At 47.8% G+C, this 22,407-nt stretch carries 24 protein-coding genes; 9 read left to right on the forward strand and 15 right to left on the reverse strand.

What is annotated here, in order from left to right:
• The first annotated feature begins 50 nt into the window (after nucleotides 1-50).
• Complete coding sequence (locus AB432_RS20715) at nucleotides 51-1,139, forward strand: HD-GYP domain-containing protein (protein ID WP_048033893.1); 1,089 nt, start codon at nucleotides 51-53, stop codon at nucleotides 1,137-1,139.
• A gap of 41 nt (nucleotides 1,140-1,180) precedes the next feature.
• Here the strand turns inward: AB432_RS20715 and AB432_RS20720 are convergent, their stop codons facing one another.
• Nucleotides 1,181-1,861, reverse strand: a complete 681-nt coding sequence (locus tag AB432_RS20720) for a TerC family protein (RefSeq protein WP_048033894.1) — start codon at nucleotides 1,859-1,861, stop codon at nucleotides 1,181-1,183.
• A gap of 86 nt (nucleotides 1,862-1,947) precedes the next feature.
• On the opposite strand from AB432_RS20720, the gene AB432_RS20725 reads away from it, so the two are divergent.
• Together AB432_RS20725 and AB432_RS20730 are read left to right on the forward strand one after the other, a co-directional pair.
• Nucleotides 1,948-2,469 (forward strand): hypothetical protein, encoded by a 522-nt coding sequence (locus tag AB432_RS20725; RefSeq protein WP_015892281.1) that lies wholly within the window; start codon nucleotides 1,948-1,950, stop codon nucleotides 2,467-2,469.
• A gap of 164 nt (nucleotides 2,470-2,633) precedes the next feature.
• Complete coding sequence (locus AB432_RS20730; protein WP_048033895.1) at nucleotides 2,634-3,113, forward strand: chemotaxis protein CheW; 480 nt, start codon at nucleotides 2,634-2,636, stop codon at nucleotides 3,111-3,113.
• A gap of 36 nt (nucleotides 3,114-3,149) precedes the next feature.
• Here AB432_RS20730 and AB432_RS20735 read toward each other — a convergent pair whose 3' ends face one another.
• From AB432_RS20735 to AB432_RS20765, 7 genes are all read right to left on the reverse strand, one after another.
• Nucleotides 3,150-3,818, reverse strand: a complete 669-nt coding sequence (locus AB432_RS20735; RefSeq protein WP_048033896.1) for a hypothetical protein — start codon at nucleotides 3,816-3,818, stop codon at nucleotides 3,150-3,152.
• 49 nt (nucleotides 3,819-3,867) lie between these two features.
• Nucleotides 3,868-4,464 carry an RNA 2',3'-cyclic phosphodiesterase gene (gene thpR, locus AB432_RS20740; RefSeq protein WP_048033897.1) on the reverse strand — a complete coding sequence of 199 codons (597 nt, stop codon included), beginning with the start codon at nucleotides 4,462-4,464 and terminating at the stop codon, nucleotides 3,868-3,870.
• A gap of 64 nt (nucleotides 4,465-4,528) precedes the next feature.
• Nucleotides 4,529-5,146 (reverse strand): hypothetical protein, encoded by a 618-nt coding sequence (locus AB432_RS20745; RefSeq protein WP_235617516.1) that lies wholly within the window; start codon nucleotides 5,144-5,146, stop codon nucleotides 4,529-4,531.
• A gap of 13 nt (nucleotides 5,147-5,159) precedes the next feature.
• A complete protein-coding gene (locus AB432_RS20750; RefSeq protein WP_048033898.1) occupies nucleotides 5,160-6,200 on the reverse strand; it encodes a hypothetical protein in 1,041 nt (346 codons plus the stop codon).
• Between the two features lie 3 nt (nucleotides 6,201-6,203).
• Nucleotides 6,204-7,025 (reverse strand): 5'/3'-nucleotidase SurE, encoded by an 822-nt coding sequence (gene surE, locus AB432_RS20755; protein ID WP_201265944.1) that lies wholly within the window; start codon nucleotides 7,023-7,025, stop codon nucleotides 6,204-6,206.
• Nucleotides 7,026-7,133: 108 nt separating this feature from the next.
• Nucleotides 7,134-7,565, reverse strand: coding sequence for a tellurite resistance TerB family protein (locus AB432_RS20760; RefSeq protein ID WP_048033900.1), 432 nt, complete (start codon nucleotides 7,563-7,565; stop codon nucleotides 7,134-7,136).
• Nucleotides 7,566-7,665: 100 nt separating this feature from the next.
• Entirely contained in the window at nucleotides 7,666-9,468 is a 1,803-nt protein-coding gene (locus AB432_RS20765) for an SgrR family transcriptional regulator (RefSeq protein ID WP_048035901.1), read from the reverse strand.
• A 134-nt stretch (nucleotides 9,469-9,602) separates the two neighbouring features.
• On the opposite strand from AB432_RS20765, the gene AB432_RS20770 reads away from it, so the two are divergent.
• Entirely contained in the window at nucleotides 9,603-10,826 is a 1,224-nt protein-coding gene (locus tag AB432_RS20770; RefSeq protein WP_048033901.1) for an MDR family MFS transporter, read from the forward strand.
• A 10-nt stretch (nucleotides 10,827-10,836) separates the two neighbouring features.
• On the opposite strand, the gene AB432_RS20775 is transcribed toward AB432_RS20770, so the two are convergent.
• The 5 genes from AB432_RS20775 to AB432_RS20795 all read right to left on the reverse strand — a co-directional run bounded on the left by AB432_RS20775 (nucleotide 10,837) and on the right by AB432_RS20795 (nucleotide 16,191).
• Nucleotides 10,837-11,634: an ABC transporter ATP-binding protein gene (locus tag AB432_RS20775; protein WP_048033902.1), complete on the reverse strand. Its 798-nt coding sequence runs from the start codon at nucleotides 11,632-11,634 to the stop codon at nucleotides 10,837-10,839.
• Nucleotides 11,627-12,562 (reverse strand): ABC transporter permease, encoded by a 936-nt coding sequence (locus AB432_RS20780; protein ID WP_007716970.1) that lies wholly within the window; start codon nucleotides 12,560-12,562, stop codon nucleotides 11,627-11,629. The genes AB432_RS20775 and AB432_RS20780 overlap by 8 nt, the downstream gene beginning before the upstream one ends.
• Before the next feature lie 28 nt (nucleotides 12,563-12,590).
• On the reverse strand, nucleotides 12,591-13,643 hold the full coding sequence (locus AB432_RS20785) for an ABC transporter substrate-binding protein (RefSeq protein WP_048033903.1): 1,053 nt from the start codon (nucleotides 13,641-13,643) through the stop codon (nucleotides 12,591-12,593).
• Between the two features lie 92 nt (nucleotides 13,644-13,735).
• Nucleotides 13,736-14,740 carry an ABC transporter substrate-binding protein gene (locus tag AB432_RS20790; RefSeq protein WP_048033904.1) on the reverse strand — a complete coding sequence of 335 codons (1,005 nt, stop codon included), beginning with the start codon at nucleotides 14,738-14,740 and terminating at the stop codon, nucleotides 13,736-13,738.
• A gap of 131 nt (nucleotides 14,741-14,871) precedes the next feature.
• Entirely contained in the window at nucleotides 14,872-16,191 is a 1,320-nt protein-coding gene (locus AB432_RS20795; protein WP_048033905.1) for a hemolysin family protein, read from the reverse strand.
• Nucleotides 16,192-16,323: 132 nt separating this feature from the next.
• Here AB432_RS20795 and AB432_RS20800 point away from each other — a divergent pair, with 132 nt between their 5' ends.
• The 4 genes from AB432_RS20800 (at nucleotide 16,324) to AB432_RS20815 (ending at nucleotide 20,952) form a co-directional block, all read left to right on the forward strand.
• A complete protein-coding gene (locus tag AB432_RS20800) occupies nucleotides 16,324-17,997 on the forward strand; it encodes a DNA repair helicase XPB (RefSeq protein ID WP_082195966.1) in 1,674 nt (557 codons plus the stop codon).
• Nucleotides 17,998-18,049: 52 nt separating this feature from the next.
• Nucleotides 18,050-18,619: an RNA polymerase sigma factor gene (locus AB432_RS20805; protein ID WP_007716978.1), complete on the forward strand. Its 570-nt coding sequence runs from the start codon at nucleotides 18,050-18,052 to the stop codon at nucleotides 18,617-18,619.
• Nucleotides 18,600-19,994, forward strand: coding sequence for a hypothetical protein (locus tag AB432_RS20810; RefSeq protein ID WP_048033907.1), 1,395 nt, complete (start codon nucleotides 18,600-18,602; stop codon nucleotides 19,992-19,994). The genes AB432_RS20805 and AB432_RS20810 overlap by 20 nt, the downstream gene beginning before the upstream one ends.
• A gap of 124 nt (nucleotides 19,995-20,118) precedes the next feature.
• Nucleotides 20,119-20,952, forward strand: coding sequence for a DUF1835 domain-containing protein (locus AB432_RS20815; RefSeq protein ID WP_048033908.1), 834 nt, complete (start codon nucleotides 20,119-20,121; stop codon nucleotides 20,950-20,952).
• A gap of 46 nt (nucleotides 20,953-20,998) precedes the next feature.
• Here the strand turns inward: AB432_RS20815 and AB432_RS20820 are convergent, their stop codons facing one another.
• Nucleotides 20,999-21,259, reverse strand: a complete 261-nt coding sequence (locus tag AB432_RS20820) for a DUF2573 family protein (protein ID WP_048033909.1) — start codon at nucleotides 21,257-21,259, stop codon at nucleotides 20,999-21,001.
• Between the two features lie 147 nt (nucleotides 21,260-21,406).
• On the opposite strand from AB432_RS20820, the gene AB432_RS20825 reads away from it, so the two are divergent.
• Complete coding sequence (locus AB432_RS20825; protein ID WP_048033910.1) at nucleotides 21,407-21,865, forward strand: GNAT family N-acetyltransferase; 459 nt, start codon at nucleotides 21,407-21,409, stop codon at nucleotides 21,863-21,865.
• 48 nt (nucleotides 21,866-21,913) lie between these two features.
• Here AB432_RS20825 and AB432_RS20830 read toward each other — a convergent pair whose 3' ends face one another.
• Nucleotides 21,914-22,354: a small multi-drug export protein gene (locus tag AB432_RS20830; protein WP_048033911.1), complete on the reverse strand. Its 441-nt coding sequence runs from the start codon at nucleotides 22,352-22,354 to the stop codon at nucleotides 21,914-21,916.
• Nucleotides 22,355-22,407: the final 53 nt, after the last annotated feature.

The following is a 22,407-nucleotide window of genomic DNA, read 5'->3' on the forward strand; positions in this document are numbered from 1 at the left end:
GAAAAGCAGGACTATTTACATTCCATAAAAAAAGGACTGGGGCTTTCGTTGTGAGAAAATTGCATATTACTTCGGTAAAGCCGGGCGATGTTATCGCCAAGAGCGTGTTCCAAGAAAATGGGAATGTTCTGTTGGGGATCGGGGTACAACTAACCTCCCGTTACATTGAACGGCTTGTTCAATTGGGAATTGATACCCTTTACATTCAAGACAAGCACACAGAAGATATCATGCCCGAAGATGTAATCCGCGATGAGACGCGTAAAGAAGCCGTGGATGCCGTGTACAAAACGATGACCACCCTCATGGATCAGCCGCAGATCAAGCGCCGTACGTCTGCACCTGATTTCGGGAGCAGTTTTCAAAAGGTGTTTCGGGAAATCTTTCAAGATTTGAGCAGTCGCAAAGATATCTTGGTCAACCTGTCCAGTCTTCACGTGTTGGATGGTTACCTTTTTCACCACGCTGTCAATGTCGCCGTTCTATCTGGTGTGGTAGGGATGGCCAAAGGCTACAACCAGCAGCAGATGATGGAGTTGGGGATTGGTGCGCTTTTGTTCGACATCGGCATGACACAGGTTCCTAAGGAGCTCTGGACCATGCGTACCGAGCTAAGCGCAGAAGAACGACAACGTGTACAATATCATACGGAAGAAGGCTTCCATATTTTGCGGAATCAACATAACATCTCGGTCGTCTCCGCACACTGTGCGCTACAGCACCACGAGAGATACAACGGAACAGGATATCCCCGTCAGCTCTGTGAGAAAAACATTCACGAGTATGCGCGCATCGTTGCAATTGCTGATGTTTACGATGCCTTAGTTTCCCCGCGTCCATTTCGGAAAAGCTATTCGCCGAGTGATGCTACCGAGTACTTATTCGCTACAGGAAACACCTATTTCGACCTCGACCTGCTCAAGCTATTCCTGCAGCACGTCGCCATTTATCCAATTGCTTCCACTGTATTGCTAAGTACAGGGCATACGGGGGTCGTTTCCAAGGTGAATCCATTGGCAGTGAATCGACCGACGATCCGTATTCTTACCAATGAAGATGGCTCTGAAGTAGCGAGCACCTATGAAATCGATCTCTACGATAAAGAATGGATGAGCGTGACGATCGTCAAAACCTTATAGGCATAAGATCAAGCTGAGATTCATTATTCATCTCAGTTTTTTCATGCGTGGGTACGTGTTGTTTTCGTACGTTGCAAATATCCCGCAACTAACACGAGAGCGGCCAATCCAATTTTGATCGCATATTCGAGCCAAAGCCTCCCTGCGATCCACTCATGTACCGCATCTTCCATGAGAATCATATTCGCCGCTGTCACAGCCAGGACACCTGAACCAACATAAACAAGCCATACAAAGCGCTCCATCGCTTTTAGAATGAGCTGACTGCCAAAAATCATGAGAGGCACACTGATTACCAGGCCCAACACGATGAGGACGATATCTCCTTTGGCAGCCCCTGCAATAGCGAGTACGTTATCCAATCCCATCATCACATCTGCTACGACAATCGTCTTGACCGCTTGAACTAAGTCTTCACTCGAGCTGATCGCTTCCTCTCGCTCGTCCTCGCGTAACAGATTGTAGCTGATCCATAGCAGGATAACTCCGCCGATCATGTACAGATACGGGATTTTCAGCAAATAAACAGCAAGAATCGTAGCAATCACGCGTACGATGATAGCAAGAAACGTCCCCCACAATATGGCTCGTTTTCGTTGTTCGATAGGAAGCTTCCGACAAGCGATGGCAATAACCACGGCATTATCTCCACTTAATACGAGGTTGATGGTAATGATGAGTAGCAGTGACGAAAAAAAAGCAGATTCAAACAAAGGATGCACCCTCCCTGAACTTTTTGAGCCCTACTCGCCACCCTTGTATGGTGCCCCCGATTTTTTGTATGATGGTAACGAGGAGGGTTGTCGAAATGTCGAAACAATTCGTTATAGAAGCGATCATGTTGGCTATCTACGGGGAGTTGATGGTCCCATCGCAACCAGTAGAATATCTGATACCCGCGTCGACAATCTATGAATTGGACGAATTTATCCAGAGTCCTGAACCTATCATGCCCTACTCTGCTGATGATCAGTATGTCCGGCGGATTATGAAAGAAATGAGCCAATTTTTTGCCGATCCATTCAATCGCAAGCGAATGGAAAAAGGACTGATAGCCCCATGGTCCAAGGTTCCCTTTTCTTTTCCGAACGGTGTGACCCTGACAGTCGTAAAAGTGGAGGACAACGCCATGTGGGGGGAGATATTTGATCCCGTAGAGACACAGCTATTGTTGACGGCCATGAAATTTGAGGCCCCACTTCTCACAGACCAGCCTGATTATCAGGATCGGATATTGGAATATATCGTGCCTGTTCAATTTTACGATGTGGATGATTTTGATTTCGCTCTCGAGCAAGGAATCTCATTGAACGACCTACGTGAACCATAAGCAAGAAAACAGACCGACGAGCCTGACGCTTGTCGGTCTGTTCTTTTTCGTCCAACATCAAGCGTTGGTGTCTTTGCCTGTCACAAAAAAACGTCCTGAGTAGGTTTGTCCATGGTACAATATGGGTAAAGACATGGAAAGCGGTTCGGGGAGGAATTGTGCACATGGAAATGACGAAAAGAAGCAACGGTTCGGATTGGGAGGCAGAAGCAACTGTTGACCAACAGATTTTGTTTAAAATGGGGAATGAATATTACGGACTATCTATTTCACTCGTACGTGAGATCATCAAGCCGCTGCCCATTACACGTTTTCCAAAATCTCCACCTTATGTCGAAGGAGTTATTGATCTGCGTGGACGGATCTTACCGATAATCAACTTGCGGAAAATGTTTGATTTGGAACCTTTGGAGGAAACGGATGATACTCGCTTTGTCGATTTGCAGATGGATGGGTTGAACATCGGGATTATCGTGGATGCGGTCTCTGAGGTCATGAATATTCCGCAGAACTTGATCGAGCCTGCCCCACCCATTATCGCTGGTGTAGAGGGCAAGTATTTGCAAGGCATTGCCCGTTTGAACGACAAGCTGATCATGCTACTCGATGTGGATGAAATTTTTGGACAGTGGAAAAAGAAGTAAGGGAAAGTGTAAAGCCCAGTGCGATGATGCACTGGGCTACTCTCTTCCTCCGCTTGCTAAATACGCATAGTTCACCCATACCATCTCTTCGATTCCCAAAATTTCTTTGAACAGGTCAACCGAGTCGTACAACAATGAAGCTCCTGTGTCGTCATCGACGTTCGTCAACAACTGCAAATCGAAAAGGGAACGCAACTGCTGAATCTGCTTCGGACCCACGATCCGACTAAATGACTGCGGCTTGATACGTGTGATCCCTTTACCTACCTCGCGCCGATACAACTCCGAACGCACTACCCTCTCCAGTATGTCTTCATACTTTTGCCGAACGTCCTCGCTGTCTACGATTCCTTCCTGCAGGTCAATCTCTGGATAAAGCCTACCAAACTCGACTTCCGCCATTTCTACATCGAGCGAGTAGCTGATAGTCGCTGACGCAACCTCGAAGCCTGCATCGAACAAGCGAAAGCCCCAGCCGTTGTCCTCAGCGTCATGAAACCAGAGGAGAGGTACGAATTGCTTGGACAGTCTCAGCAAAAAATCAAGCGTCGTACAGGTTTCCAGCCACTCATCCTGCAGGAAAAATGCATTCCAGTCGCTGTTGACGTTTCTGTGGAAGTGTGGCTGCTCTGTCTTGGATAAGGCAATCAGTACTTTCGGTTCGTATTTGCGTGGATAAAGAATGCCGGTCGTGAACTCACCCATCCGTTTTCCACCGCTTTCTGGAAGGCTTCCCTGATCCTTTCTTCTTAGTCTATTCAGGCAACGCTTGTTTTTTGCTGTGATCTTTATCAAACGTGCTCGTGTGGATCATCGTATGTACCGCTCCCTCCGGTAACAGCTCGGAACGATACAAATGGAAATGCCGTGCCTTCCATTGTGGCGGCTCCTGCGCTAAATAACGTTCATTCCAATCTAGGAGGGCCAACTCATCACCGTTGCGATGCGGACCGCGCGCCAGCGTAATATGCGGCCGATACCGTTTCCGATCGTAGGACAAGCCTTCGTGCAATTCGAACCGTCTACCCAACAATAAATGGAGCTGGTTGAGAGGAGAAAGTTGGCCACGCAGTCCCAGCCAGAGCACACGTGGATGCAGGGCATTCGGAAAAACCCCGAAGCTACCAACACGCAGGGTAAAAGGCTGGATGATCGCGCTGACGATATCCATATCCTCACAGATTGCGGGTACGAGTGACTCATCCACCTCTCCAAGAAAATGCAGAGTCAAATGCAAATTAGCGAGAGACTGCCACCTGTCCGCCTTCACATCTTGCTTCAACCGTTTTTGAACATCGGCAATATAAGCGGCAGCCTCAGTTGGAATATCCAATGCTATGAATAAGCGCATTTCTGTCCTCCTTCGAAAAAAATAGCCCTCCTGTGACGGAGAGCCATTTATCTTTCATGCCGCGTTAGGCAGCCATCATCTTTCCGGTTACGATTCCCAAAACACTCCTGACGTATTCCGCAAGACGGTTCGATCCAGGCTGGTAGGTAAAGCGCAAGGTCAGCTCGCTATGACCGACATGACCAGCGGGAGGGATATTCCAGAAGTACTCTGCTTCCCCGTATAAATACTCTTCAATGCGCTGCTTCTTTCCTTCGATATCGATACTCGGATCATGCGTCAAGGAAAACTTCATCATGACAGAAAACGAATCTGTCCAAACGTGATCGCGCTTATGTAATTTCCCATGGATAACTACTAAACCGGCGTCTCCCCACAGATTGTACTCGAGCAAAGCCTGAAACTGAGGATGTACCTGCAGCTCCAGGGCCGGAAGCCCTCCTTCGATCGTAAGTGTATGACGTTGTGCCAGTTGCTCAATCTCCCCTTGAAAACGGTGGGCGCATTCAGAAACAGCTTGGAACAAATTGGGTTCAACAGCGTACATCGTCGTCACCTCTCCCAATGGATTGTCTGTCTTACCTAATTCGAATTCCCTCTTGTCATATCCTTTGTTGAAAAATGACTTATTTACCCATATTTCATCGAAGACCAAAAAATTCCCGGGAGAATCTTTTTTCACAATCTCTCAACAATTACAGGTATGGGACAGACATTCCTGGAAACGCTTTCGCAAACACCTGCGCGAGATGCTTCTGTACATCTTCATCCAGCTCCAAATGATAGAGGCGACCACTTTCATAGCGCAATAGTGGATAGGCGCCTACCTGCAAGGGTGATGCGTCCTGCGTCTGGACATACTCCGGCAAGGTCATCAAAAAGCGCGAGAAAGGATTCGCTTCATCCTCTGACATATGAACGACCTCGAACAAATGCGAGAGGCTTGGCGTCAACACGATCATCGCGTAATCGCCCGCTTCCGCAGCCCATACGGTAAAGGACGTATCCCGGACCTCGCTGCGGGCGTGCCTGCGCATGACCCATACTGCTTGCTGCACAGTACTCATCAATAAATGCTGCGCTCCTTCTTCACCATGGACATCTCTCATCTGCTTGTAACGCAATACGAAGGCCATCCCCGATTCTGTAAACACAGATGCAGGCAAGCTCATCGCTGGGATGCTTTCGGTCTCTTCCTCACGCACCTGTACCTCTTCTGGAAGTGTATCGGGTGTTCCCTCATATAGCGCTTGAATCATCTCACGTGTACGAGCCACTTCCCCTGGGGAAAAAGAAATCGACTCGGAATAGATATGGGTTAGCTCACGATCCGTATAAGCCAAGTAGTGCAAAGAAGTATAAGGCTGCTCAATCAATCTCAAGGCCATGCTTCGCTCTTCAGCACGCGCTATATCGAACGTCAAGGGAAAACCAAGTGGATTCAGCGGGTCCGACAGTGTCCAAATGACAGCGAGCAGCTTATTTTGATACGTCTTGAACTCGAGCGAAACGGCATCTCTCGTCTGCTCGCTGAAAGCATCCACCGATTCGAATACCAAATACAGCTCCACCTCACCTGTACCGCTAAGACGGACAAAGTAAGGAAGCCCCTCTTCTTCTGCCAGCTTGTACAAATCGTGATAAACTACGGGATCGAGTACCTCTCCCTGCGTTGAATCGTCAGGAGAACACTGGCTGTCATCAGGAGTTAGCGGAGGAAAAAAGTCGTCGTTCATCCGTTATTCCTCCTGTTTTCCCCAAGCTTTTAGCAATGCCCAATTGTCCATTTGTTTTAAGAGAGTCCGATCTGTCGCGTCAATGTGTACAGGGGTAATCGCAATATAGCCATGCTTGAGCAAATCATAGTCCAGCGGCTCCGCTAGTGGCATGACTTGAGGATACTCGCGTGCCAAATAATAGCCTTCTGCTTCTTCGCTATATTTGTCTTCATAGTGGTTCATGGACAAGGTAGCCGGAACCATTCCTTTCACTTCAGCCAGCGGTACATGCGGGATATTAATATTCCAAAATACCTCTGACGCCAGTTCTCCTTTGACCGCACGATCACTGAATTCTTTTACGATCGGACGAATCATCTCCACAACATCGCCGTAGTTGTCTTGATCGAACCAGTTATCATAGGAAAGGGCAACTCCAGGAACACCCAAAATTACCGCCTCCCTGGCACCGCTGCACGTACCGGAGTAATAAATATCACGTCCGAGATTCGTCCCGACGTTAATCCCCGAGAATACGATATCCGGCTTTTTCCCATGTTCAAACAGGAGATGGTAAGCCGCTTTTACACAGTCTGCAGGGTTGCCATTGATCGCCCACGCTTTCACAGGCATTCCGTAAAAATCACGCTGTTCAGGCGCGAGTGCACTGCGATAAGTGATTCCGTGTCCGACCCCGCTTTTCTCTTCAACCGGTGCCACGATATAGACTTCCGCTCCCTCCAAAGTGAGCAAAGCTTCTACCAATCGTTTGATACCAAGAGCATCGATCCCATCATCATTCGTAACCAAAATCCGCAAAATAGGGTCTCCTCCTTCATCCATAGCGTTGCCACTCGCTGAGACGTTATTTTTCTTATTGTACTGTAGAAAACGAGGCTGCGCCACGCTTCCACCTAAAACAAAAGGACCCCAATCATATTGGGGCCCCGGCTATTCACCTACAATATCTTTCCAGCGTTCGCGCCAAACAATCCCTTCACGAATCCACTCTTCTACTTGACGCTGCTTTTCCTCCGAGATTCCGATCAGGCATGCGATACGGGCAATTTCTTTTGTCTCCGACGGTGATAGCTTCCGATCGATCAATGCCATGTGGTAGAGCTTGCGCATCATAACGAGCTTTTCAGCCTGCGTCATGGCTACCAGATCTTCCACGATGACCTCCGGACGCTTCGGATAGTCCATATCATCCATTAAAATTTGTCGTTCTTTCAATGTAAAATGCTCCGAATTCACGATTTCATGAATACGATCCATTTCTTTATTTCCTATATAACCGTCGGCGTGTCCGACGCAGATCATCAAGCGAATGGACGCAAACAAAATGTGTTTGTCCTTTTCGATTTTGGTATACACCGGCATGGTTCCTCCTCAAAAAACTTTATAAGCATAATAAATATCTACATATGATAATACGATGAAAAACGAAAGCGGTTTCACATAATTATGTGACAAATTTATGCTATTCCCTCACAAAAATGCGTCTGAAATCAATCCAGCCATAGGCATCCAGACTTACACCGGATAAACGCGGATGTGCAAGCATTTCTACCCGATTCGAATACAGCGGGACAAACGTACTGCAAGCCGCAAGAGTTTGCATGATGCTGTCCACGCATGCTTGTCGGTCTTGTGCCGTTTGGACGCATGACATGCGGTTCATCCAATGCGCGATCTCTTTCTTTCCATGCGGATCTAAATGATGAGAAATACTCAACGCACCTGCGTATAGAAATTCTCGTAAAGACAGCTCTGCCCTTTCATCTACATTCGCACTATCCACAACCAAATCTGCGTCTCGTAATAACGAAGGCAAGGCAAGCTCCTCCGGGGATGCGTACCTGATCTCTATGGCAATTCCGTATTCCTCGCACGTTTTCTGAATCCACTGGGCATCTTCTATATGATCGGAATCTGGATACGTATAGAGCGACAGTGCCTCTCCCAGATACCCGCTCTCTTTGAATATACGAACCAGCTCCTGTGAATCCGGCACCTCTCTTTTTCCTTGGAACAAATCCGTATTACCCCAGATGACTGCATGCTCCCTCGTTCCCTGTAGCTCTTGTCTCAAGGCTTGTCCACAAAGGATAGCAACCAGGAGACTTCGAAACTCGCTATGTGACAGCGGGCCATTTTTTGCTCCATTCAAACTGACGTATTGAAAACATTCTTCCAATCTGCCAACGTCACTCCATGCCAGAAAGCTCGTATCACGATGATCATCCAACGCCGTTACGGATAACAAGCCCTCATCTGCCTGTGCTTCTGCTGCCATTCCAGGAACGCACCAGATTTCGATTCGGTCCAAGAACGGCCTTCCCCCAAAATAAGGCGTGAACGCTTCTAGCACGATCATGGAATCGTCGTTGCGGACTACTCGAAACGGCCCCGTTCCTACTGGCATTTTAGCAAATTGCTCCCCCATCTCCAGAACGTAATCACAGGGGACAATTGACATATATTCCTTGCTCAGTGCCTGTAAAAACAATTCATCCGGCCTATGCAAAGAGATCGTCAATACGTAGTCATCTTTGACGGTAATCGATTCAATTGAAGCGGCTAGCCAGCGATGTTTAAAGGAATGCTCCATCAAACGAAGTAAAGAAAAGCGCACATCATCAGCAACAAGTGGGCGGCCATGATGAAATAAGACACCTTTCCGCAAGTAAAAAGTCCACTGCTTTCCTTCTTCACTCGCCTCCCAATAAAAAGCGATAGCGGGTTCAATCCGTCTCATGACTGGATCAAACCGGACCAGAGAATCAAATAGCTGCTTGACCATATGTGACTCGGAGCGCAGGAGAATATGAATCGGATCAAGCCCTGCAAATGGTCGACTGTAAAACAAACGCAAGGTATCGACTCTGCCCTTACTTCCCTTTTCCCGCTTCACACGATGTCCAAACTGACTATTCATCCATCGTGAAAATTTTTCACCCAAAACAGGCAAATTTCTCCCATATTCCTCGATCATATCCCGTGCAGCACGAATCTCCCCTTTTTGCACGAGTTCCTTGGCTACGCTCATAATCAGGTCTTCGGGCACAAGCAAGCACGTCAATACAGATCGATTTCCTCGCCCTCTCCCCGGCTGCCAGACTATCCATCCCTGGCTTTGCATTTTTTTCAAGGTCAAGGTCGCATTCCGCAATGTACAAAACAAAAGGGAAGCAACTTCAGCTAACGATATGTCAAGCGGATGCCCTATCGCTTCAGTAGGTCGACCCGCACATAAGCGCATGTATTGTTCAACGAGTTGCATCTTGCCACCACCAATTTCCTCATAAAACATGAAAAAGCTATACGCCTAATCGTACGCTTTTTCTCCGGTCTTTGCCACCTTACAATTCTAAAAACACCAACTAACCGGAAAAAGCCGAAAGAAAGGATTTTCTTATGTCACACATCCCTCATGCACTCCGTCGAGTCTTTGCTGCGTATCCGACACTCCTCTGGGTCCGTTTGTTCGGAGAAACGCTTACCTCTTTATCCAGCGCCATGATCGCCCCGTTTCTCGTCTTGTACTTGAGCGAGAACATCGGCGGCTCTGTCACTATGACCATGCTCGTCATTGGTTTGCAGCCCTTCTCCGAGATTTTGCTGACGCTATTTGCCGGTGGCATCACGGACCGTTATCGCCGAAAATCGATCATGCTACTCGCCTTGTTTCTGCAAGGCTTCGCCATGCTGGGAATGGCTTGGGCAGACTCAATACTGGGCTTTGCGATCCTGTATATCATCAACGGTGCTGGGCGCTCCTTGTTTATCCCTGTCAGCCGTGCACATCTCGCTGATACGATTTCCTCCACACAAATGGCTGGTGCTTTTGCCCTTCTCAATACTTCCAGCAGTATCGGGGCCGCATTGGGACCTTTAGTCGGTGTCATCATTTATAAGTACGATCCTGCTATGGCATTTTTATTTACTGCGATCTCGCTATTGATCTATGCTTTTGCCGTCTGGTGGAAAATACCGCAAACCCCACTGCCAGAAGCTCCCGTCGAAGAAGCAGCAGACGTACGTTCACGCGGCTCCTGGCATGTTTATCGACCAGCCCTTGCCATTATGATGCTGTCTTTGCCGATCAGTCTGTTTTACGCGCAAACCGAAACGAACCTCCAGCTTCATCTGAAATACACGCTGCCAGACTATTTGCAAACACTCGCCTTGCTCATTGCGGTAAAAGGGGGCATGTTGCTTCTGTTCGAGTATTTGCTCGTCAAATGGACCCAGCACTTGCCAGCCCGCCTGTTGATTAGTGGCTCGTACATTTGTTTTCTCATCGTATCCTTGGGCTACGCCTTTATTGACAACGTACCTGTCCTTCTCGCTTTGCAAGTGTTACTCGTCATCGGAGAGAGTATTGGTCTGACGCAATTGATGGCCTTCGTCACACGGATATCACCTGTCACAATGCGCGGGCGGTACTTCGCGATCACAGGAACACACTGGGATATTTCCCGCATGTGCGGACCGTACTTGGGCAGCCTTGTCTTGCTGCACTATGGCGGCACGCTGCTTTTCACCATTGTCGCAGGCATTCTCTTAATCGGTGCCGGATTCATATACGTGTATCTTTCCAACAACGAAAAAGCCTCCCCGCTTGAACAGGAAGGCTGATTCGACCCAATTAGGTTAACAAAAAGCGATCTTCACTGAAGCTTTCTCCACCGCGGGCTGTTTCGAATGCTCGAAGCAGATCCTGCGGTTTCATCGTCCGTTTTTTCTCATCCGGAATGTCGAGGATGATTCCCCCATCGTGGAGCATCAACAGACGATTCCCCATGTTCAACGCTTGTTCCATATTATGCGTGACCATGATCGTTGTCAGTTTATAGCGCTCCACGATTTTTTCCGTTAAATCTACAATCAACTGCGCCCGTTTCGGGTCAAGCGCTGCTGTATGCTCATCGAGGAGCAAAATCTTCGGCTCTGTGAAGGTAGCCATCAACAGACTAAGCGCTTGACGCTGTCCTCCTGAGAGAAAACCAACTTTGGTCTTCAAACGGTTCTCCAGCCCTTGATCCAACTGCTTGAGCTGCTCGCGGAACAGCTCTCTCTTCTGGTTATTCACCCCAAATCCAAGTGTACGGCGTTTCCCCCGCCCCAAAGCGATTGCCAGATTTTCCTCAATCGTCATGTTCGGCGCTGTACCTGCCATTGGGTCCTGAAACACACGGCCGATCAGACCTGCGCGTTGGTGCTCCGCCAAGCGCGTGACATCTTTGCCGTCAATTGTAATGCTACCGTTATCTGGCGTCAGTCCACCGGAGATCATGTTCATCATCGTCGATTTACCGGCACCATTACTACCGATAACGGTGATGAACTCTCCTTTCTTTACCTGCAGATTGACGTTTCGAAGCGCGATCTTTTCATTCACAGTTCCTGCGTTGAATACTTTGTTGACGTTTGTAATTTTAAGCATCGCTGCTTCCTCCCCTTGCCGTGCGTCCCGCTTGCTTTTTCCAAATGCCTTTTGCCACAGTTGGAACTGTCAGGGCAAAGATAACAATCAGGGCAGTAATCAGCTTCATGTCAGAAGGATTAAGCCCTGCATCCAGAGCCAGTGCAATGACCAAGCGGTACACAATCGAGCCGAGAATGACAGCAAGCGTCACTCGGAAAATCGAAGAACTGCCAAACAAAACTTCCCCGACAATAACGGAAGCGAGACCGATGACGATCATCCCGATCCCCATTCCTACATCCGCAAAGCCTTGATATTGGGCTACCCACGCACCAGCTAAAGCTACCAAGCCATTGGAGAGAGCCAAACCGATGATCGTAGTCGAATCCGTGTTTACCCCAAAGCTGCGGATCATCTTCGAGTTGTCACCTGTCGCCCGCAAATCCAGACCCATATCCGTATGCAGGAACCAGTCAATGATGAGCTTCAACACCATGACCCCTACGATAAAGACGATTGCTACACCAGACAGCAAGGTAACTCCACCTACGGCCAGGTTTGGAATGCCCATATCCTTCACATAAGTGAACAGGGTATCCTCCCGCAAAAGAGGCAGATTCGCTTTCCCCATGACACGCAAATTGATTGAGTACAAAGCGATCATCGTCAAGATCCCCGCCAAAAGTGCGTTAATCTTTCCTTTGGTATGCAAGACGCCCGTAAAAGCTCCTGCCAGACCACCTACGATGAAAGCCAGCAGAGTAGCCAAAAACGGATTGGTTCCATCGATAATGAACTTGGCTGCGATTGCGCCTCCCAAGGCAAAACTACCATCTACGGTCAAGTCAGGAACGTTCAGGACTCGGAAGGTCAGATATACACCGAGAGCCAAGATACCAAATAGTAAACCTTGCTCAATGGCTCCCATTACTGCCAGTTGATTCATAGAAGAAATCCTCCAATTACTGCATTTATTACTCGATCACTTGTCCAGCACGGTCGAGCATGGCTTGCGGAATCGTCACACCCATTTTTTCCGCTGCTTTCTTATTCAATACGAGCTTCATGTCTGCTTGCACTTCTACAGCCATATCAGCTGGCTTCGCTTCACCCTTCAGGATTTTTGCTGCCATATCGGCAGTTTGCTCGCCCAGCTTCGTGTAGTCGATCCCGTAAGTGGCAATCGCTCCGCTCTTCACAGAGTTTTCTTCCCCTGCGATGACCGGAATTTTTTGTGCTTCCGCTACACCGATAACAGCTGCAATCGAAGATACAACCATGTTGTCAGTCGGTACGTAGAAAGCATCTACTTTGCCCACCATGGACTCAGCGGCTTGCTTCACTTCTGTCGCGCTCGTAATTGCTGCTTCTTTGATTTCTAAACCAAGCTTGCCCGCTACAGCTTTTGCCGCATCTACCTGTACCTTGGAGTTGACTTCACCAGAACTATAAATGATTCCAACAGATTTCGCATCAGCTTTCATTTCTTTAATCAGCTTCAATTGCTCTTCGACAGGGTTCATATCCGATGTACCGGTTACGTTGGCTCCCGGCTTGTCCATCGCAGCTACGAGACCAGCTTCTACCGGGTCTGTTACCGCAGTAAACAGGATCGGAATCTCTTTACTGGTTTGTGCAGCAGCTTGTGCCGTTGGAGTCGCAATGGCCAACACCAAATCTACTTTGTCAGCCTCGAATTTTTGGGCAATCTGAATGGCTGTATCCATGCTCGCTTGAGCGGATTGCACATCGATTTTTACTTGCTTGTCTTTTTCGTAGCCGTTTTTAGCCAGTTGGCTGATAAAGCCCTCTCTTGCTGCATCCAAAGCAGGGTGTTCAACGAATTGGGCAATGCCAATTGTCAACTGCTTGGTTTCAGACGGAGCAGGTGCCGTCGTAGTTGCAGGAGCTGGTGTAGAATTGTTTGCAGGGGTAGTGCTTTGCTGTCCACAAGCGGTAACAGACAAAAGCAATAAAGGAAATAAAAAACTCTGAAAAATTTTAATACTCTTCTTTTGTTTGAACATTTAGTGAATTCCCCCTCGTGAATTTTTTTCTACAATTTTAACATGGATAAAACGGTTTTAAAAGAATAAAAAGAGAGCATGACGCTCTCTTTTTACTTGATGATTTCTTTCGCCTGTTGTTTGAGTGCCTCAGAAATAGTGAGCCCAAACTTTGCAGCAGCTGTTTCATTAATATACAAATCAGCTTGTTTCGAAATCTCTACAGGAGTATCAGCAACAGTTTGCCCTTTTAAGATACGGGCAGCCATATCGCCTGTTTGTTTACCGATTTGGTAGTAATCAATCCCGTAAGTAGCAACCGCTCCACGTTTCACTGTATCGGTATCAGAAGCAAATACAGGGATTTTGTTTTCCTCTGCTGCTCCGAGTACCGCTTCAAAGGAGGATACGACGGTGTTGTCAATTGGGATAATAATGGCATCTGCTTTACTAGCGAGCCCTTGAGCTGCCAGCTGCACTTCGGATAACTGTGAAATGCCTGCCTTGATGATTTCTACGCCTTCTTTTTGCGCTGCGTCTTCCAATTCCTTGACCTGTACCTCTGAATTAATTTCGGAGGTCGTATAGATCACGCCCAGCTTTTTCAGCTCAGGCAGGAAGGTTTTCACCAGCTTTAATTGTTGTTCCATCGATACTTTATCGGACGTCCCGGTGACATTTTTGTCTGGCTTCTCCAGACTGCCAACCAGTTGAGCCGAGATCGGGTCTGTTACGGAACTGAAAACAACAGGTTTGTCAGCAATCGCCTTGGCTGCAGCCTGAGCGGATGGCGTCGCAATCGCTACGACAATATCCTTTTTATCTCCGGCATACTTCTGTGCGATCGAGACGGTATTGTTCATGTCACCATGGGCGTTCTGGGAGTCTACCTCCAAGTTCTTGCCCTCTTCGTAGCCAGCATCCTTCAGACCATCCAAAATTCCTTTATGAATAGCATCCAGCGCAGGGTGCTCCACGAATTGTGTCAGCCCCAGCTTCACTGTTTGCCCTTGGCCTGTCGTTGCTGCTGTCTCTGTTTTCCCACCTGTTTCGTTGCCACATGCTGCCAAAGAAAACGCCAGCAATGCGGTCAGTACCATACTGACTGCTCGTCTCATCTGTACTTCCTCCTCTAGTCTCTACTCTCAGCTGCTCTAATCACCCTAAGCAATTAGGCTCATTGCCATCTATGCAACTTGTGTCCCATTATAGCAATTATATGACGCATTGAGAAGCCCCCTTTCCTCACTTACTGGGAACTGATTTCTTCCTCTGCTTTGCCGATTTTCTTTGCATATACCCTGGTGATTCTGTAATGGTCGACTTCTCCCACGACAAATTCGTACATCCCCTCTTTTACTCGATCCCCCACGCGCGGCGGATGATCGATTTGCATGTAAATCCAGCCTGCTAGCGTATCGACATCGCTCGACTCCAATTCGATGTCCAGATAATCGCCCACTTCTTCCAGTAGCATACGCCCGTCTAGTGACAGCATTCCGTCACTGCGCTCCACCTCCGGGCGCTCGTCGTCGAACTCGTCTTGAATGTCACCAACAATTTCTTCCATTATATCCTCGAGGGTCACCAGCCCGGCAGTGCCCCCATACTCGTCAATGATAATCGCCATTTGTCCTCGCTGTTTTTGCAGCATGGTCAACAACCGGCTGATCGAGATCGTCTCCGGTACAGTCAAAATAGAACGCATGAAGGTCTGAAGGTCATGGCTCTCTCCTTCTAATAGCCCAGTCAGCATATCTTTAATGTGCAGGCTGCCTACTACATGATCCTTGTCACCATCCACTACTGGGTAGCGGGTAAACCGCCCGTTTTGGACATGCTTGACGTTTTCGTCAAAGGGATCGCGCAGGTTCAAGACAACCATATCCGTACGCGGAACCATGATTTCTCTTGCCATCGTCTCCGAGAAATCAAAAATATTATCGACCAGCATCAGTTCGGTTTGATCAATCAAGCCGCTTTTATGACTTTCATTGACAAGAATGCGAATCTCTTCTTCTGTATGTGCTTCCTGATGCGGCTCCAAGGATATATGAAAAAGCGCAAGAAAACGGCTCGCGGACCAGTTCAGCATTTGAATAAAGGGATACATGATTTTGTAAAAGAGCTGGATCGGCTTCGCTACTGCCAATACTACCTTTTCGGAGTATTGAATAGCCAATGTCTTCGGAGCCAGCTCCCCCAGAACGATATGCAAAAACGTAATCACCGAAAAAGCGATAATAAAGGAAATACTGGTAACAACCGTTTCATTTAAATGGAAATAACGAAAAACTGGATGCAAGAGATGCGCGATGGCAGGCTCCCCTAGCCAACCGAGCCCTAATGAAGCGAGCGTAATCCCGAGTTGGCACGCGGAGAGATAGGCATCCAAATTGTGCAGGACCCTCTCGACGTCAACAGCGCGCTTGTTTCCTTCCGCTGCAAGCTGGGCAATGCGCGATTCCCTAACTTTTACGATCGCGAATTCAGTCGCAACAAAGAACCCGTTCAGGAGTACGAGGATCATGACCAAGATCAAATTAAACAAGCTTCCCCAAATTGCCATGCTCCCCGCCGTCCTTTCCGTCCATGCTTTGGGATATTGTTTCCCATCCTCGCTAAAATGTTACCTGTTCGTTTTTCTTTCTTTTTGAGATTGTGATACCATAGTGCTGATTCCTATGCCTTTTGTAATGAGGTGAGTCTATTGTCGTACCGTCCAGACCTGCCCTTGATCGTTCAAAGCGATCGGACGATATTGTTGGAAACACAGCATCCTTTATTTCCCGAGGCCAGACAAGCTATCAGCGGTTTTACCGAGCTAATCAAGAACCCAGAATACATCCATACCTATCGAATCACTCCTTTATCGCTTTGGAATGCGGCTGCATCTGGTCTTACATCCCAAGAGGTAACAGACGTGCTTGGCAATTACAGCAAGTACGGTGTCCCACCTACCATCGTCAAAGAAATCGAAGATACGATGCGAAAATATGGCTTGTTTCGTTTGGAACGCATTGGTGATCAACTCGTATTAATGAGTAATGACCCACTTCTTTTAGCAGAGGTGACCAGCTATAAATCAATCGCTGCTCTTTTTGAGAATGAATTCGTCATCAAAAGCTATGCGCGGGGTCTGATCAAACAAGAGCTGATGAAGCTCGGGTTTCCTGTTCAAGATTTGGCAGGCTATACAGAAGGCGAATCCTGTGCAGTCAGCTTGCGGGAAACGACATCCCGAGGCAGGGCATTCTCCTTGCGCTCTTATCAAAAAGAAGCTATCGATGCCTTCTATTCTGGTGGAGCTGTGACCGGGGGAAGCGGCGTACTCGTCCTGCCCTGTGGTGCTGGAAAAACAGTCATTGGACTTGGTGCCATTTGCCAATTGCAAACAGCCACACTCATTTTGACCACGAATACGACATCGGTTCGTCAATGGATTGCAGAGCTCTTGGACAAAACGGGACTTGATCCAAATATGGTCGGCGAATACACTGGTGACAACAAAGAAGTCAAGCCGATAACTGTGGCGACTTATCAAATTCTTACATACCGCCCCACCGCCGAAGATGATTTTCCTCATCTGAAACTCTTTTCAGAGCGCGACTGGGGGCTTATTATTTACGATGAGGTGCATTTGTTGCCCGCACCCATCTTTCGTGTCACTTCTGGGATTCAAGCCACTCGCAGACTTGGGCTGACTGCTACTCTTGTTCGGGAAGACGGACGGGAGGAAGATGTATTCACGCTAATTGGTCCAAAAAAGTTCGAGGTTCCGTGGAAAGTCATGGAAGAGCAAGGCTGGATCGCAGAGGCGCATTGCAGAGAAATTCGACTCCCCTTTGAGCCGAAGTGGCGGGAGGCTTATGCACATGCAACCGCTCGTCAAAAGTTTCGCATTGCGGCGGAAAATCCAAAAAAACTGGAGGTCGTCCGCGAGCTATTGGAGAGGCACGCCCACGATCGTGTTTTGATCATCGGGCAATATATCGATCAGCTAGAGCAGATGGCAACAGCCCTCCAACTGCCACTCATTACAGGAAAAGTACCGGACAAAGAACGTGAGCTTTTATACACGCAGTTTAAAAAAGGGGAAATCACACGCCTGATCGTATCCAAGGTAGCCAATTTTGCGGTTGATTTGCCGGATGCCAACGTCGCGATCCAAATTTCCGGGACGTATGGTTCCAGGCAAGAAGAGGCACAGCGCCTTGGACGTATCTTACGGCCAAAAACAGACGACAACACCGCCCATTTTTATACATTAGTAACACGAGACACGAGAGAGCAGGAGTTTTCGCTCCATCGCCAGCTTTTTCTGGTCGAACAAGGCTATCCATACGATATTATAGAAATCGAAACGCTGGTCTGAAACGTTTACGAGTAACCAGCGTCTCATAGAGGGAAGGGAGGCCAAAGATTCAATGCAATCCGACGCCGAAATCATTCAGCGGATTCTTCAAGGCGACATCGAAGCGTATCGCGACCTCATCCAGCGATATCAGCATATGATCTACGTTTTCATTTACAAAATGGTAAACAATCGCTCTGATGCAGAGGATCTCACTCAGGAAGTATTTGTTAAAGCGTATGAAAAATTGTCCACATTCCGCGGGGACAGCCAGTTTTCTTCTTGGTTACATACGCTTGCACGAAATAAGAGCATCGACTTCTTGCGTCGCCGAAAGTATCATGACTCGGATGAACAACTGGCCTATGTGCCGTCCAATACACGGGACGAATCTCCTCAGGAATCGCTCATGACAAAAGAGCAACGCCGAGAAATTCAGGAGGCCTTTGCCTTACTGTCGGATTCTTATCGAGAAGTGATTGTCCTTCGCTGTACGCACGAATATCCGTTTGAAAAAATAGCTACACTCCTCGGCATCGCCGAATCTACAGCTCGCGTCCGTTACTTGCGTGCTCGTCAGGAACTCGCAAAATTGTTATCCCGCAAGGAAGGGGGGCTCGTACATGAACTGCCAGGCATTTAGAAAAGCATGGCTAGATGACACAGATAGCGATTCACACTCACACATTGAAACCTGTGACGAATGCATCGCTTGGATAGAAACGCAAATGACAACAGAAGAGGAGGTGCAGTTCTTGAAGGAGGTTCCACTACCTCAAGCGAACCTGGAAGACAGAATCATGCAAGCAATCTACCAGACCGCAGGAAAAGGTGTACCCCCTCACGCCGCTTCTGTATCTTCAGAGCAACAAACGAGCACAGTGATTTCAAAGCCAAACAAGCGTTGGATCAAAGGCTTCCCTTCATACGCCTGGGTTAGTGCAGCGGCTGTCTTGCTCGCAGTTGGTTTCGTCGGATACCAACAACTGGAACCGAATAGTATTCAAATGGCTGCTGTACAAGAAAACGGAATGAAAGACACCAGGAACACTATTGCCTACGACGAAGCGGAATCAAAATCGGAACCGCAAGCTCCAGCACCTGCTATCGCTTCCCTACCAGCAGCCGCTGATAGTGCGACGATGAAAAAAGCAGAAAGCAATCCAGAGTCCGCGGCTACACAATCGCAGGTCGCTCCGACAGCACCTACAAAAGAGACACCTCCTGCATCACCTCCCCAATCGAACAATGCGATTGCGATGGTGAAACCAGAGGAAAAAGTAGCAACACCAGAGCCACGTACGATCAATAAAGACGGGCAAAACAGCGTGGCATCCCGTGGACTGCAAGGAAACACTACTGATCAAGCGGCAAAAGCGAAATCGGAAGTTCCTGCCGAGTCAGTAAAAAGTGGTGACCATATAGCCGCTAAGGAAGCCAATAGCACTGCTGCTGAGAATCCTACGACCTTTGGGATCGCTTCCCAATTGGAACCAAACACTGCTGATGGCGGTACGACTGAGAATGCATTAGTGGGTCCAACGTTGCCGACGGCAGCGAAGCACCCCATTACGCTCTCTTCCTTCTCGGATTTGAACACCGCTGTACAAGCATCAGATATGCCCGTGCCTGCCCTCTCGCAAGCACCGAATGGGTTCTCGATGAGTACGGTATCGGTCCAATATGAATCCGAAACCAGTCAGAAGGTGACTCGCTTAACTGCAGATTACAAGCGGAACAACGACTGGATTCGCGTAGATGTTGTGCGAAATACAGAAGGCAAGCGCAGCCTCTCAATCCCAGGTACTTTCTCCGCTACTCAGTTGTTCGCGGTCAACGGAGAACAAGCCATCGCTGTTTCTTTTGATCAAACCGATTCAAAAGCATCAACAGCACAGCACGCGGCTCATTTTAACGCTCAATCCGACAACCAGTCGTTGTATGTAGTCATGACGGCACATGGAGTCACTTTAAATGAATTAATGGATGCTGCCAAACATATCACATGGAATCCGTAAAAAGATCCCTACGATTAGAAAAGACACGACTTGATTTTCAGGATCGTGTCTTTTTTCTGTTCTGTCTTTTGATCAAATCCAATTTACGATATATTGAAGGAAGATAATTCTGAGGAGCTAACTAATGGACAAATTTCACATCTGCTTCGGCCTATCTGCCTACGGTACACTTCGATCCGTCTTCCGCAAACAGAATCTACTACAAACGGAAAGCATCATCTGTATCGAGGATGATTTTTCAGTTGGACCGCTACATCAACTGGAGACCGCAACCGGGATGAATAAAAGGATTGAATGGATTCATTCTTTTTTCAAACGAGTTGAAGCAATCTCTCCCGAAGACCTGACAACAGTAAAGGCATACCTGCTACGAAATCTATCCTTTCCAGCTCAGATTCCGGACGGCAGTAACGTAATTCTGTGGCATGGTCAGAACACATCTGACAGCATAGGGATTCATTATATTGTCTCCATGCTTCAGGATAAAAGCCTCTCATTCGAAACAATTGACATAACGGCATTTAGTGTGAATTACGATTACAAACTAAGAAACAGAGACGGCAACGAGGTATCTTATGTATTGAAAAGCGTAGGTGCCCTCCCTCCTAATTTCGTGATGGATGCTTATCAGGTGAAAAAGAATATGCCTGCGCCTCTCGTGCAAAGCCACATCCACGAATGGGAAAAGTGGTCGCAATCTGATAGTACGCTGCGCGTTTACAAACAAGGTGAGGTACTGGAAGTATCGGAGGATTTTTATGATGCCTCGATCTTGGAATATGCATCTAAAGAGTTCCAAAAGGCTGTACGTGTGATCGGTACCGTCATGGGGGAAAGCGATCAATGTATTGGTGATATGTATTTGACATACCGAGTTCATGAGCTGATCAAGCAGGGGCTCCTACAGTACCAAGGAGAGTTGATGCCTCTACGCCGGTTAGAGATTCGATTGAAGTAAAAAAACGCTGTCCTCTTTCGCAAAGTGACAGCGTTTTTTCCTACTTTTAATGCTTTTGATTTTTCTCCTGATTCCACTGCTTGATCTGCTCGATGATTTCCCGAATTTGATTGCGTGCTTCCAGATGCTCAGGCTCGCTTCCCCAATGCTGAATCAGCGGCGGCATCGCTTTTGCCATCGTCGTGTACAAGCACCATACCTTTACCATTTCTACGCGCTCAGGTGTCGCTTCTCCTGTCAACAGCTCTGTAAATTTATGAACTAGATCCTCCAGTTCAGGGACCAACGCTTCTTTTTTCTCGTCCATGTCAGTTACCTCACTTTCGGGAACTTTTCTATTTGTATCCTTGGTTTATTTTACGAAAAAATCACCATGTGGAAAAGGAAGATTTTTCAGGTGGGATCGGTTACGCTTAAGCTATCAAAATGATCGAGGTGAAGACTTATCAAAGACATTAATATTCGATTAGTTCCAACAACCAGAGATAACTGGCAGGATGCACTACGCTTGCAGGTGCAGGATGAGCAGCAGCGGTTTGTCCCCTCTATTGCCGTTTCGTTGGCGAAGGTTCATATCCGTCCTGACGGTGACAACTGCGCCTATGAACCATTCTGTTTGTATGACGCTGATGAAATGGTTGGGTTTGTCATGATTGCTTATGACGCCTCCACAGATTGGTGTTACTGGTTCAATGGTTTTTTGATTGATCACCAGTACCAAGGCAAAGGATATGGCAGAGCGGCACTCGCAGCGATCGTGGATACGGTACGGAACCGTTTCCCGCAAAGCCGATTTGTCAACCTGACCGTATGCCCGGACAATGCAGGTGCAAGACATTTATACAGTCAAACCGGTTTTGAAGAAACTGGCGACGTATACGATGGAGAGATTGTCTACAGACTCACGTTATGATAAGCATCAACAAAAACCGCCATAATTTGGCGGCTTTCCTGCATTTAGCTATTTCGTTTCTGGTACCATGAATTGCAAAAGTCCAAAAGCCACACCTGCCGTCAATAGCGCACTCCAGATAATAATACCCACCGACATCCACAGCATGAGCTTTTTCGTAGGGGCTCCCAGCGAGATGCCGATAGCAGCTCCCAGTGGGGCTCCTGTTAAAAGCGGCGAAGCGAGACCGAGGCCAACCACTCCGTATTTATCCCATATCTGCCACATGCGCCCCTGGCGCTTGCTCCGTTTCTCTACACGCTTTAAAAGCCAATTGCGCAAGGAACCTCCCACGAAAATAACAGCACCTGCGCTGATAATCGCACCCACCGCACTACATATTCCGATCAGAACCGGTGGTAGCTGCAACATAAAACCTACAGGGATCGCTGCCCACAGCTCAAACATACCAGATAGTGTCACCGAGCCTGCTTTCCATAATACATCCATTCTGTTCGCCTTTCCCCTCTCGCTGTCTTTTTTCATTCGTCATGGTTAAGACG

Origin of the sequence: Brevibacillus brevis (assembly GCF_001039275.2) — a bacterium.
Taxonomy (GTDB): domain Bacteria; phylum Bacillota; class Bacilli; order Brevibacillales; family Brevibacillaceae; genus Brevibacillus; species Brevibacillus brevis_C.

What these genes read in the sequence shown, in the direction of transcription:
- AB432_RS20780 (WP_007716970.1), bottom strand. Translation starts at nt 12,562, where the DNA reads ATGAATCAACTGGCAGTAATGGGAGCCATTGAGCAAGGTTTACTATTT.
- AB432_RS20735 (WP_048033896.1), bottom strand. Translation starts at nt 3,818, where the DNA reads ATGGGTGAGTTCACGACCGGCATTCTTTATCCACGCAAATACGAACCG.
- AB432_RS20730 (WP_048033895.1), top strand. Translation starts at nt 2,634, where the DNA reads ATGGAAATGACGAAAAGAAGCAACGGTTCGGATTGGGAGGCAGAAGCA.
- AB432_RS20770 (WP_048033901.1), top strand. Translation starts at nt 9,603, where the DNA reads ATGTCACACATCCCTCATGCACTCCGTCGAGTCTTTGCTGCGTATCCG.
- AB432_RS20760 (WP_048033900.1), bottom strand. Translation starts at nt 7,565, where the DNA reads ATGCCGGTGTATACCAAAATCGAAAAGGACAAACACATTTTGTTTGCG.
- AB432_RS20790 (WP_048033904.1), bottom strand. Translation starts at nt 14,740, where the DNA reads ATGAGACGAGCAGTCAGTATGGTACTGACCGCATTGCTGGCGTTTTCT.
- AB432_RS20815 (WP_048033908.1), top strand. Translation starts at nt 20,119, where the DNA reads ATGGACAAATTTCACATCTGCTTCGGCCTATCTGCCTACGGTACACTT.
- AB432_RS20820 (WP_048033909.1), bottom strand. Translation starts at nt 21,259, where the DNA reads ATGGACGAGAAAAAAGAAGCGTTGGTCCCTGAACTGGAGGATCTAGTT.
- AB432_RS20795 (WP_048033905.1), bottom strand. Translation starts at nt 16,191, where the DNA reads ATGGCAATTTGGGGAAGCTTGTTTAATTTGATCTTGGTCATGATCCTC.
- AB432_RS20805 (WP_007716978.1), top strand. Translation starts at nt 18,050, where the DNA reads ATGCAATCCGACGCCGAAATCATTCAGCGGATTCTTCAAGGCGACATC.
- AB432_RS20775 (WP_048033902.1), bottom strand. Translation starts at nt 11,634, where the DNA reads ATGCTTAAAATTACAAACGTCAACAAAGTATTCAACGCAGGAACTGTG.
- AB432_RS20830 (WP_048033911.1), bottom strand. Translation starts at nt 22,354, where the DNA reads ATGGATGTATTATGGAAAGCAGGCTCGGTGACACTATCTGGTATGTTT.
- surE (WP_201265944.1), bottom strand. Translation starts at nt 7,025, where the DNA reads ATGGATGAAGGAGGAGACCCTATTTTGCGGATTTTGGTTACGAATGAT.
- AB432_RS20765 (WP_048035901.1), bottom strand. Translation starts at nt 9,468, where the DNA reads ATGCAACTCGTTGAACAATACATGCGCTTATGTGCGGGTCGACCTACT.
- AB432_RS20725 (WP_015892281.1), top strand. Translation starts at nt 1,948, where the DNA reads ATGTCGAAACAATTCGTTATAGAAGCGATCATGTTGGCTATCTACGGG.
- thpR (WP_048033897.1), bottom strand. Translation starts at nt 4,464, where the DNA reads ATGCGCTTATTCATAGCATTGGATATTCCAACTGAGGCTGCCGCTTAT.
- AB432_RS20785 (WP_048033903.1), bottom strand. Translation starts at nt 13,643, where the DNA reads ATGTTCAAACAAAAGAAGAGTATTAAAATTTTTCAGAGTTTTTTATTT.
- AB432_RS20810 (WP_048033907.1), top strand. Translation starts at nt 18,600, where the DNA reads ATGAACTGCCAGGCATTTAGAAAAGCATGGCTAGATGACACAGATAGC.
- AB432_RS20750 (WP_048033898.1), bottom strand. Translation starts at nt 6,200, where the DNA reads ATGAACGACGACTTTTTTCCTCCGCTAACTCCTGATGACAGCCAGTGT.